Source organism: Eubacterium sp. Marseille-QA0814, from assembly GCF_965119675.1.
GTDB lineage: Bacteria > Bacillota > Clostridia > Lachnospirales > Lachnospiraceae > Eubacterium_G.
In genome coordinates this window covers 1510510-1522500 of sequence record NZ_CBCPMG010000001.1, presented here as the reverse complement: position 1 = coordinate 1522500, position 11991 = coordinate 1510510, and the positions used below count along the sequence as shown (strand labels likewise).

Sequence of the window (11991 nt, the reverse complement as noted above, 5' to 3'; positions counted from 1 at the left end):
ATGCCGGAATGAGTAGCGAGAGTGAGGTGAGAATCCTCACGGCCGAATATCTAAGGTTTCCAGGGTAAAGCTGATCTGCCCTGGGTTAGTCGGGGCCTAAGGCGAGGTCGAAAGACGTAGTCGATGGATAACAGGTTGATATTCCTGTACTACAATATATCAGAACTGTGGGGACACAGACAGAAAGCCAGAGCCGGGAATGGAAAGACCGGTACAAGCGAGGTAGGAGTAAGGCAGGCAAATCCGCCTTACAATCTGAAGACGTGATGTGTAGCGAAGTTATAAGTAGCGAAGCTGGTGAGCTGGCTGTCAGGAAAAGCCGCTATTGTGTATATTGTACCCGTACCGTAAACCGACACAGGTGGATGAGGAGAGAATCCTAAGGCCGACGGAAGAAGCATTGTTAAGGAACTCGGCAAAATGGCCCCGTAACTTCGGGATAAGGGGTGCCTACGAAGGTAGGCCGCAGAGAATTGGCCCAAGCAACTGTTTAGCAAAAACACAGGTCTATGCGAAACCGTAAGGTGATGTATATGGGCTGACGCCTGCCCGGTGCTGGAAGGTTAAGAGGAGAGGTTAGCGAATGCGAAGCTTTGAATTTAAGCCCCAGTAAACGGCGGCCGTAACTATAACGGTCCTAAGGTAGCGAAATTCCTTGTCGGGTAAGTTCCGACCCGCACGAAAGGCGTAATGATTTGGGCACTGTCTCAACAATGCATCCGGTGAAATTGAAGTACCAGTGAAGATGCTGGTTACCTGCGCCAGGACGGAAAGACCCCATGGAGCTTTACTCTAGCTTGATACTGGGATTCGATATTGTATGTACAGGATAGGTGGGAGACTAGGAAACGGGAACGCCAGTTTTCGTGGAGTCACCCTTGGGATACCACCCTTGCAGTATTGGGTTTCTAACATGCAGCCGTTATCCGGCTGGTGGACAATGTCAGGTGGGGAGTTTGACTGGGGCGGTCGCCTCCGAAAGAGTATCGGAGGCGCTCAAAGGTTCCCTCAGAATGGTCGGAAACCATTCGCAGAGTGCAAAGGCATAAGGGAGCTTGACTGTGACACCGACGGGTGGAGCAGGTACGAAAGTAGGACTTAGTGATCCGGTGGTATAAAGTGGGATTGCCATCGCTCAACGGATAAAAGCTACCCTGGGGATAACAGGCTTATCACTCCCAAGAGTTCACATCGACGGAGTGGTTTGGCACCTCGATGTCGGCTCATCGCATCCTGGGGCTGTAGTAGGTCCCAAGGGTTGGGCTGTTCGCCCATTAAAGCGGTACGCGAGCTGGGTTCAGAACGTCGTGAGACAGTTCGGTCCCTATCCGGCGTGGGCGTAGGATATTTGAGAGGAGCTGTCCTTAGTACGAGAGGACCGGGATGGACTGACCTCTGGTGTACCTGTTGCATTACCAAATGCATCGCAGGGTAGCCAAGTCGGGACGGGATAAACGCTGAAGGCATCTAAGCGTGAAGCCCCCCTCAAGATGAGATATCCCATTCGTAAGAATTAAGACCCCTTGAAGACTACAAGGTTGATAGGTCAGAGGTGGAAGTGCAGTAATGCATGCAGCTGACTGATACTAATAGGTCGAGGGCTTATCCATGAAGGAAGGAAAGAGGAGTTATCTCCGGATGTAAAGATTTTTCAGTGTGTGGTTTTGAATGTATAATTCAGATGGCCCGGTGGCTCAGCTGGTTAGAGCGCCGCCCTGTCACGGCGGAGGTCGTGGGTTCGAACCCCATCCGGGTCGCTAAAAAAGAAAAGAAACTGATGCGAGGAGGTCGAAAGCAGTAAGCACGCTTTCTCAACCTCTTTTATTTTTATCAAAAAAGAAATGGGATCTTAGCTCAGCTGGGAGAGCATCTGCCTTACAAGCAGGGGGTCACAGGTTCGAGCCCTGTAGGTCCCACTAAATGCAGAAATGCATTGTGGAAGACATTTCCGAAGATGATTGCATCGCAAAAGAAAACCATGTTTCCAAGCGGCACGCAATCAAAAATAAATACGCCGATGTGGCTCAATTCAGGCTTATTGACTTTGTCAATAAGAGGAGAGCAGTCAAGGGAAGCTTGGCTCTGCCAATTGAGCAGAAAGGTTGATAAAAAATAAATACGCCGATGTGGCTCAATTGGCAGAGCAGCTGATTTGTAATCAGCAGGTTAACGGTTCGAGTCCGTTCATCGGCTTTCTTGGAAAGAGGAAGTCATTAAGAAAAGCCAAAGATTCAGAAGTCATGAATGATGATTTTGGTGAATCATGGAAAGGCAGTTCACTTTCTAAGTTATAATGGGCAGATTCCCGAGTGGCCAAAGGGGGCAGACTGTAAATCTGTTGGCACCGCCTTCGAAGGTTCGAATCCTTCTCTGCCCAGTATTGCAAACAAGCAAGAAAAGAAATATAATAGAATAACAGCGCGGGGTGGAGCAGTCTGGAAGCTCGCCGGGCTCATAACCCGGAGGTCATAGGTTCAAATCCTATTCCCGCAACTCAATGCCCAGTTAGCTCAGTTGGTAGAGCAGAGGACTGAAAATCCTCGTGTCTCTGGTTCGATTCCGGAACTGGGCATTTGTTATGTGAAACTGTAGATGTTACCCGGTAATGTCTACAGTTTTTCTTTTATGTTAAAATGATAAAAGTTAAAAGTAAAAGAGTGATACAGATATGTTAATAGGTACATAAATGAATAGTATTTAGTCAATAATGAAGTTTTGTATAAAATAAATTTTCCGATTGATTTTGAATAAATAATGATATATGTTCTTAATTATGGGAAAAATATAAACTATATGCTAAAATAAAAAAGCAAATATAAAAAAGCAAATATAGAAAAGCAAATATAGAAAAGCAAATATAGAAAAGCAAATATAAAATAAAATATAAAATAATATATAATAGGAAAGAAAATTAATATTAAGTAACACTAAAGCATTTTTATATATAGAAAAACGAAAAGGATGAGAAAAATTGGAAAAAGATACAAACAGAATAAATCGAAATAGAGTTTTATACAGATTTTATTCAGGTAGAATTAAAAGAGATATTAACAATTTTGTTAAATGGATTGTTTTGGCAATTATTGTAGGAGTTGTAGTTGGTGGAGCAAGTAGTTTTTTTGCCGGTTGTATAAAGCTGGTTACAAAAACAAGAGGTGAAAATCCATGGCTTTTTTTATGCTTGCCTATAGCAGGACTGGTTATTGTTTTTATGTATCAGAAGATTGATAAGTATGATGGCGGAACGAATCAGGTTTTATCAACGATTAGATCGAAAGATGATGTGCCTCTTAAATCAGCTCCTTTGATATTTGTGGCAACATTGCTTACTCATTTAACAGGTGGTTCTGCAGGAAGAGAAGGAGCGGCAATCCAATTTGGCGGAAGCATTGGAAATCAGTTGGGAAGAATTGTGCATTTAGATGAGTTTGACCATCATGTTATGGTAATGTGCGGTATGAGTGCGGCATTCTCGGCTGTTTTCGGTACACCGATGGCGGCTGCGGTGTTTGCAATGGAGGTTGTTAGTGTTGGTGTAATGTATTATGCTGCGTTGCTTCCATGTGTTGTTGCATCAATTATCGCTTCAGAATTTGCTGCGGGTATAGGGATTCATCCGGAATCCTTTCATGTTGTAAATATTCCGGAACTTAGTGTTGAAAGTGGCATTAAAATGTTAATAATAGCTGCCGGGTGTGGTTTGATTAGCATTTTGTTTTGTGTAGCTTTAAAATTTGCTGCAGGGATGTATACAAAATATTTGAAAAATCCTTATATAAGAGTATTTGTTGCAAGTTTAATTGTTATTGGAATTACGATTCTTTTGAATACGAAAGATTATATGGGAGCCGGAAGTGAATTAATCGCGAGAGCTATTGAATATGGAAAAGTACGCCCATTAGATTTTTTCTGGAAAATTATTTTGACGGCAATCACAATGCGTGCAGGATTCAGAGGTGGTGAAATTGTACCGGCTTTTTGTGTAGGAGCAACATTTGGCTGTCTGGCAGGACAGATTTTAGGATTTCCACCGTCACTTGCTACAGCTTCAGGAATGGTAGCTGTTTTTTGTGGTGTTACAAACTGTCCAATCACATCTATGTTAATAGCCTTTGAATTGTTTGGATTTGCCGGAGTATCATATTATCTGATAGCCATTGCTGTTAGTTACTCGTTATCAGGATATTACAGTTTATACAAAGATCAGACAATTGTTTATTCAAAATACAAGGCAAAGTATGTAAATAAAAAAGCAAGGTAATGAAAAATTGTAATGAAAGAATTGTGATTAAAGAACGGCAGTAGATAAAAGAATATGAAATAGCAAAACTTATTAGAGAGTTGATGCCATCAATGGAAATGACAAGAATGGTAAGCTCAGGAACTGAGTCGGTAATGAGTGCCATCACAGTTTGAGGCAATGTTTATTTCGGTGGCACATACTAAGGAAGATTTGGAAAAAACAGCAGAAATTATTAGAAAATATAAGGCGGTGTAATATGGAAAATATAAAAGATTTAGTTATTATTGGAAGTGGTCCCGCAGGACTTTCAGCGGCAGTATATGCCAGCAGGGCAATGATAGACCAGGTAGTTATAGAAAAAGAAATGTTTAGTGGCGGTCAGATTGTTACGACAGACAGAATTGATAATTATTTAGGTTTGTATGGTGAAAACGGTTATGATTTGTCCGTTAAGTTCAGACAACATGCAGATGAATTAAAGGTGCCATTTGTAGAGGGACAGGTTACATCTATAGAAGATAAGGGCGAGATAAAAGAAATAACATTGGTAAATGGTGACGTTATAAATACAAAAGCCATAATAATTGCAACAGGTGCAAAACACAAAGTGCTTGGTGTAAAAGGCGAAAAAGAATTAACAGGAGCAGGCGTTTCATATTGTGCCACATGTGATGGAGCCTTCTTTAGAAATAAAACAGTAGCAGTTGTTGGTGGCGGCGACGTTGCCCTTGAAGATGCTTTATATCTTGCAAACATTTGCGAAAAAGTTTATCTCATTCATCGAAGAAATGAATTAAGAGGAGCAAAAATCTTACAGGATAAAGTTTTAAAAAATGAAAAAATTCAGTTTATGCCTGAATATCAGGTAAGGGAAATTGCAGGTAACAACAAGGTAGAAAAAATTACTTTATTTAACAAGGCAAATGAAACTATGGAATTAGAAGTTTCAGGAATATTCATCGCTGTTGGTATGGAACCCCAGTGTGATTTTGCAAAAGGTGTTGTGGCAACAAACGAAAATGGCTACGTCATAGCAGGAGAAGATTGCAGAACTAATATAGACGGAATATACGCAGCAGGGGATATTAGAACAAAAAGCTTGCGACAGGTAGTAACTGCTGTAGCAGATGGAGCTGTGGCAATTAACTCATTGGAGCAGGACAGAAATAAATAGAATTGTTAGTTAGGTGAATTAGTGGAAGTTGAAAGAGGGATTAATGATAATACATTATTGTCAAAATTAAAAGAAGAAAAGGTGATAAAGTTAAAAGGTGGAATTTATCATCAGACACAAATCAAGTTAGCTTATAATTGATTATTTTTAAAGAGTGTCTAAAAAATAATATTGTGCCTTTCATCATAGAAGATGATTTGAAAATGTTTTACTATCGTGGATTAAAAGAATGGAACAATGGAAAAGGTTATTTAACGGACACGTGTTTAACAGCACAGGATAGACACAAGGTTTATTTGGATTATTTTCAAATTGAATATAAGTAAAAGTTAAAAAAACGACATGAACGTCAAAAAAACAACGTTTATGTCGTTTTTTTCGACGTTCGTGCAAATTGTATTGAAAACAAATAAGAATGTGAGTATACTGTGATGCGTATCAAAGCTTTGAACAAAAGAAAAATTATGAAAAAGAAGGGAAGTTTATCATGAGAGTAAAAAAGGAATTACATTTGTATTAATTTTAACACTAATTATTGTTATTCTGGTGGATACCAAAGTGCATATAAGGAATATAATCTTCCAAAGACACCATATAGTAAGGTTGTCAAGTTACCTGAAAAATGGAGAGCAGTTGCAGTTGACAGTGCGGAGGTAGGAGCAACACAATTTGTTACATTAAAGAGAGGGACAGGAAAATGGAAAGTTTCACTACAATGTAATCCTGTTTTAGCAGCATATTAAAATAGAAATATATTATTAATGTAATTATATTTTGAAATAAAAAATATATACATTGAAATTTGGCGAGTACAGTTGTATTGTATTAGTTGTATAATGAGATAAATGTATGAGTAACACATTATTTTTAAACATAGGAGTAGGAGGAAAAAATGAAAGAGTACATAAAGACAATTATAGCAATCATTTCGCTTATAATTGCAGATTTAACAAATAATGTCATTGGCAAATTTATTAAAGTTGCCAATAGTACATATAATATTAAACCATTTTGGTTTTCTGTTATTGGGGCTATTGTGGTAATTGCAATTTTTATTGAATTAAGTGTAAAGGTAAATAGCAAAAGCAAAATTGCACTTATAGTTGAATTTATAATTGCAGTTATCAATTTCGGCTATACCGTATTTCAGTACATTCATCATGGCACAATGCTTTTGGGAATTGTAGCAACATGTGTTATTATAATTGATAGTATTTATTGCTTAATCTTGAATTTAAAGAAAAGAAACGCTTAGATTGTAACATTACATTTTTGAGAAAAATACAATTTAATATTCATGTGTAGGAAAAAGCGACATTTATGTCGTTTTTTCTGTATATAAGTAAAACATTGATGAAAAGTTAAAGAGTTTAGGTATTAATCTAACAAATTAAAAGGTATCAAACACAGTTTATAAAGACATGCCTAAATTAGGAAAATTGTCCAAAAAGTGGATAAAAAAGAATTATTAAATTATAGGAGAATTCATTTAATGAGAGAATATGTAAAACTTTCCATAACTTTTTACAAGGAAAAAGCGGGAAGAAGAAAAATTAAAAAGGAGAAAGAACTACGTGAAAAATTAAAACCTTACATTGTGGGGGATGGTGGTTTGGTTTTGGGCTTCTATTACAAGTTGGACACAGCTAATGAGATATATTCTCAAGTATTGAAGTTCGCTAGGAATAAGCGGTGTGTAGATTTACATATAGAATACATTAATGAGTATACTACTGCTGAATTGGAGAGAGCAAAGTGTTTTCTATTAAGACCTAAGAAAACTTATGTACAAAAAAAGAAATAGTCATGAACATATAGTTGTGGATTCGGCTATAGATTTTTCAGAATATGACATGTACAAAACACTACAGTATTATGATGGGGAACAAAAGATAATTTTAAGCCCCAAACTGTATAGGCTTATTAAGCAGTTTATAAAAGTTCAGGAGATTACACCAATTTTTTAATATTTTCTTGACAAAGTAGAACTATGATATTATAATCCTATATAGTTGATAGGAAATAAAGGAATTGATTTTTTATTGATATTTGTATAAAATATAGTGGTTGGTCAAAGTAGGTGATGCATCTGCTAAGGTAATCCACAATGCAGAATATAAATTTCAAAAGAGAATTTCTTTATAATCTACATTAATTTTGTAAGTAAGTTAGTTAGGAGGAAATTTTGATGAGTACAGTGAATACATTAATTAATAATAGTTGCTGTTGTTGTATGATGTGTTGTCACCAGGATTATGTCATACCTTATTTGTACTTGTCAGAAATTAGAAACTAATTTGTCAAATAAATATGATCACAATCTTGGGAAGTTATAATTAAACTTCCCAATTTTTATGCAGATAAATCATACTATTCAGATATGCAATAAAAACAATAAAGAGAAAGGAAGTTTAACAGTGGATATTGAATTTATACAAGAATATATACCTATGTATGTTGAAGCAGCTAAATTAACTTTAGGCATAGCTGTTGTGGGAATTATAATTTCCGTAGTAGTAGGACTTATTTGTGCAAATATACAATATTATAAAGTTCCTGTATTAAAAAGAATAGTTTCTATTTATATAGAGCTATCAAGAAATACACCACTTATTGTACAGTTATTTTTATTATACTTTGGCTTGCCAAAGGCAGGCATTGTACTTGATTCAGTAACATGTGCCATTGTAGGTCTTGGATTCTTAGGTGGCAGTTACATGGCTGAAAGTTTTAGAAGTGGTTTGGAATCAGTTGACAAGACACAGTTAGAGTTAGGGTTAAGCATAGGTCTTACACAGCCACAGATTATGAAAAACATCATAATTCCACAGGCGATGTCAGTGTCGGTACCCGCAATTTGCGCAAACATTATTTTTCTTATTAAGGAAACATCAGTGTTTAGTGCAGTAGCACTGGCAGACCTAATGTATGTGGCAAAAGACCTTATAGCCCTTTACTATAAAACAGATGAAGCATTATTAATGTTGGTAGTGGCATATTTAATTTTGTTATTACCTATATCAATTATTGCTACAATACTTGAAAGGAGATTAAGATATGCAGGATTTGGGAATTAGAGTCCTCTTTATGGGTGACAATTTTGCAAGACTTCTTTCAGGACTTTGGGTTACAGTTAGAATTTCATTAATTTCAGTTGTACTTTCAATTATATTAGGTGTACTTCTTGGAATGGTGATGACAATTAAGAACCCGGTTACAAAAGCCTTAACAAAAATTTATTTGGAATTTGTAAGAATTATGCCACAGCTTGTTTTACTGTTTTTAGTTTATTTCGGTTTAACAAAATCTTTCGGAATAAATTTATCAGGGGAAGCATCTTCAATAATTGTATTTACAATTTGGGGAACTGCTGAAATGGGAGATTTAGTAAGAGGTGCATTAATATCAATTCCAAAGCATCAGTATGAAAGTGGTGAGGTTATTGGATTAAACAAAATACAGATTTACAGATATATTATTATTCCACAGACATTGAGACGTTTAATTCCATTAGCAATTAACCTTACAACAAGAATGATTAAAACAACTTCTTTAATTGTTTTAATTGGCGTTGTAGAAGTAATGAAGGTTGCACAGCAGATTATTGAGGCAAACAGATACACAGCACCGGATGCAGCTTTGTGGATTTATGGAACAATATTTTTTCTATATTTTATTGTTTGCTGGCCTATTTCATTGTTGGCAGGCAGACTTGAGAAAAAATGGAAGGATTAAGGTGAAAAGATTTGAGTGAAAAAGAGAAACTGTTAGAAATACAGGATTTAGTAAAAGATTATGGTAATGGCCCGGTGTTAGATAAAGTATCACTGGATGTATATAAAGGAGACGTTATTGTTTTAATAGGACCATCAGGATGTGGAAAAAGTACACTTCTCAGATGTATCAATGGTCTTGAAGAAATTCAGTCAGGAAAGATTTTATTAGACGGTAACGAAATCACAGGTAAAAAAGCAAACTGGAGAGAGGTCAGACAGAAAATAGGTATGGTATTTCAAAGCTATGACTTATTTCCACACATGACAGTTCTTGATAATGTAATATTAGGACCTGTGAAAGCACAAAAAAGAAATAAGCAGGAAGCAATCAAAGAAGCTGAACAGTTGCTTGATCGAGTTGGACTTTTAAATAAGAAAGATTCATATCCAAGACAGTTGTCAGGTGGACAAAAGCAAAGAGTAGCCATTGTAAGAGCTTTAATAATGCATCCTGAAATAATTTTATTTGATGAAGTTACAGCAGCATTAGATCCTGAAATGGTTAGAGAAGTATTAGACGTTATGTTAGAACTTGCAAAACAGGGTTCAACAATGTTAATCGTTACTCACGAAATGGAATTTGCGAAAGCTGTAGCAGATAAGATTGTTTTCTTAGATGGAGGAAACATTGTAGAAACAGGAGAACCAAAAGAGTTCTTCAGCAATCCGAAAACAGAACGTGCAGGAAAATTCCTAAACACATTTGTTTTTGAATAAATAAATTGTAACCATCTTTCACGTACCAATTGCATAATTATCGAAAGCACGCTCCCGCTGCTGACCCCTCGTAGCGGTTCTATCAAGCCGACTACGCTGCCTTGATGAACCGACGGGCTCCAAGCACTTTCTTATAATTAGGCAATTGGTACGTGGAAATAGATACAGTTTTTTTATAAAATAAAAAAATTAATAACAAAAAGGAGAGAGAATTATGAAGAAGAAAATTTTAGCATTAGCATTAGCAACAGTTTTAGTTGTAACAGGATTAACAGCATGCGGTTCAAAGAATGATGCAAAAACAGACAACGGTAAGGTTTACCGTACAGTTGATGAAATCAAGAAAAGCGGCACAATCAAAATTGGTGTATTCAGCGACAAGAACCCATTCGGTTACGTAGATGAAAAAGGTGAGTATCAGGGATACGATATTTACTTTGCAAAGAGAATAGCAAAAGACTTAGGCGTTAAGTTAGAATTTGTTTCAACAGAAGCAGCTAACAGAGTTGAATATTTAAAGACAGGTAAGGTTGATATTACACTTGCAAACTTTACAGTAACAGATGAACGTGCAGAGTCAGTTGATTTCGCACTTCCATACATGAAAGTTGCATTAGGTGTTGTATCACCAGACAAGGCACTTATTAAGTCAGTTGATGATTTAAAAGGCAAGAAACTTATTGTTGCAAAGGGAACAACAGCAGAAGCTTACTTCGAAAAGAATTACCCTGATGTACAGTTAGTAAAATTTGACCAGTATACAGAGACTTACAATGCTTTATTAGACGGCAGAGGAGATGCAATGTCAACAGATAACACAGAAGTGTTAGCTTGGGCTCTTAAGAACAAAGGCTTCTCTGTAGGAGTTCAGTCAATTGGAGAAACTCAGACAATTGCACCTGCTGTATCAAAGGGTAACAGCTCATTATTAAAATGGCTTAACGATGAAACAAAGGCATTAGCAAAAGAAAAATTCTTCCACAAGGATTACAAGGAAACACTTGAACCTGTATATGGTGACCAGGTAAATCCTGACGACCTTGTTGTTGAAGGTGGAAAAGTAGAATAAATTAGCAATTAAAATTATATTAAGTAATAAGTAGTGGTGGTGTTAGAAAATAACATCACCACTATTGTATATATGGAAAAAATTATGTAGACTAATGTATAGAAAAAAAGCTATTTATGCTATATATTATTGTATATGAACAATGGATTTACGCAAAAGAGAAATTCAAAAAAGAATATACAATAAAAATTGGTTAAATTACTAACAATGACAAATATACGAAATTACAAATGAATTAATATTGGTGCTAAAGAATATTTAGGATTATAATTGACAAAATTAACAGAAAAGAGATGACAGAAATGAATATTTATATTGCAAGACATGGCGAGACAATTTGGAACAAGTCAAGACTACTTCAGGGAAGCAAAGATATTGAATTATGCGATGACGGTAGAGCGATTGCATACGAGAGAGCAAAACAAATAGCAGATGTTGACTTCGACATTGTGTACAGTTCACCATTGAAAAGAGCCTACGAAACAGCCTGTATACTAAGAGGTGATAGGGATATACCGATTATTAAGGACGACAGATTAAGAGAAGTGAACTTTGGAATTAATGAAGGAAAATGTTCCTTGGAGTTAAAGAAAGATAAGAACAGTCCAATATACAAATTTTTCGAGGACCCGGGCAATTATCAGCCACCGGAAGGTGGAGAGTCGCTACATGATGTGTGCAAGAGAACCAAAGAGTTTATGGAAGAAATTATTGAGCCACAGAAAGATAAGTTAAGCAATGTTCTTATTGCAGGGCATGGCGCAATGAATAAAGGAATAATGTGTCATGTTTTAAATCATCCTATTAAGGAATATTGGAGTGGCGGTCTGCAGAAAAACTGTGGTATCATCATTGTTAAGTTAGATGAAAATGGTTATGAAAAAATAGGCGAAATATAAAATTAAAAAAGAAATATGAAATTAAGAAAAAATAAGCGTACTAAAAGGTAACTGTTATTAAGTTAGTAATGGCGATTGATCTTTTGATACGCTTATTTGTTGCACTAAAAAGA

At 36.3% G+C, this 11991-nt stretch carries 10 protein-coding genes, 6 tRNA genes and 1 rRNA gene (1 of these 17 only partly in view); all 17 read left to right on the top strand.

What is annotated here, in order from left to right; translation table 11 throughout:
- Positions 1-1610, top strand: a 23S ribosomal RNA gene (locus tag ACQY63_RS07075); it begins 1278 nt to the left of the window's first position.
- Between the two features lie 73 nt (positions 1611-1683).
- Positions 1684-1757: transfer RNA gene (locus ACQY63_RS07070), tRNA-Asp, on the top strand.
- A gap of 86 nt (positions 1758-1843) precedes the next feature.
- A tRNA-Val gene (locus ACQY63_RS07065) sits at positions 1844-1916 on the top strand.
- A 204-nt stretch (positions 1917-2120) separates the two neighbouring features.
- A tRNA-Thr gene (locus ACQY63_RS07060) sits at positions 2121-2193 on the top strand.
- A gap of 102 nt (positions 2194-2295) precedes the next feature.
- Positions 2296-2377: transfer RNA gene (locus tag ACQY63_RS07055), tRNA-Tyr, on the top strand.
- A 42-nt stretch (positions 2378-2419) separates the two neighbouring features.
- Positions 2420-2493: transfer RNA gene (locus ACQY63_RS07050), tRNA-Met, on the top strand.
- Positions 2494-2499: 6 nt separating this feature from the next.
- Positions 2500-2572: transfer RNA gene (locus ACQY63_RS07045), tRNA-Phe, on the top strand.
- 399 nt (positions 2573-2971) lie between these two features.
- Complete coding sequence (locus ACQY63_RS07040) at positions 2972-4261, top strand: chloride channel protein (RefSeq protein WP_428244929.1); 1290 nt, start codon at positions 2972-2974, stop codon at positions 4259-4261.
- A 238-nt stretch (positions 4262-4499) separates the two neighbouring features.
- Positions 4500-5417: a thioredoxin-disulfide reductase gene (gene trxB, locus ACQY63_RS07035; RefSeq protein WP_022164737.1), complete on the top strand. Its 918-nt coding sequence runs from the start codon at positions 4500-4502 to the stop codon at positions 5415-5417.
- An 892-nt stretch (positions 5418-6309) separates the two neighbouring features.
- A complete protein-coding gene (locus ACQY63_RS07030; protein ID WP_022164736.1) occupies positions 6310-6672 on the top strand; it encodes a hypothetical protein in 363 nt (120 codons plus the stop codon).
- A 237-nt stretch (positions 6673-6909) separates the two neighbouring features.
- Complete coding sequence (locus ACQY63_RS07025) at positions 6910-7221, top strand: hypothetical protein (protein ID WP_022164735.1); 312 nt, start codon at positions 6910-6912, stop codon at positions 7219-7221.
- Positions 7202-7384 carry a hypothetical protein gene (locus ACQY63_RS07020; RefSeq protein ID WP_428244928.1) on the top strand — a complete coding sequence of 61 codons (183 nt, stop codon included), beginning with the start codon at positions 7202-7204 and terminating at the stop codon, positions 7382-7384. Before ACQY63_RS07025 ends, ACQY63_RS07020 begins: the two co-directional genes overlap by 20 nt.
- A gap of 450 nt (positions 7385-7834) precedes the next feature.
- Positions 7835-8494: an amino acid ABC transporter permease gene (locus tag ACQY63_RS07015; RefSeq protein WP_022164761.1), complete on the top strand. Its 660-nt coding sequence runs from the start codon at positions 7835-7837 to the stop codon at positions 8492-8494.
- Positions 8475-9152 carry an amino acid ABC transporter permease gene (locus ACQY63_RS07010; RefSeq protein WP_022164762.1) on the top strand — a complete coding sequence of 226 codons (678 nt, stop codon included), beginning with the start codon at positions 8475-8477 and terminating at the stop codon, positions 9150-9152. The genes ACQY63_RS07015 and ACQY63_RS07010 overlap by 20 nt, the downstream gene beginning before the upstream one ends.
- Positions 9153-9163: 11 nt before the next feature.
- Positions 9164-9910 (top strand): amino acid ABC transporter ATP-binding protein, encoded by a 747-nt coding sequence (locus ACQY63_RS07005; protein ID WP_022164763.1) that lies wholly within the window; start codon positions 9164-9166, stop codon positions 9908-9910.
- Between the two features lie 214 nt (positions 9911-10124).
- Positions 10125-10979, top strand: a complete 855-nt coding sequence (locus ACQY63_RS07000) for a cysteine ABC transporter substrate-binding protein (protein WP_022164764.1) — start codon at positions 10125-10127, stop codon at positions 10977-10979.
- 302 nt (positions 10980-11281) lie between these two features.
- Complete coding sequence (locus ACQY63_RS06995; RefSeq protein ID WP_022164765.1) at positions 11282-11878, top strand: histidine phosphatase family protein; 597 nt, start codon at positions 11282-11284, stop codon at positions 11876-11878.
- Positions 11879-11991 lie beyond the last annotated feature (113 nt).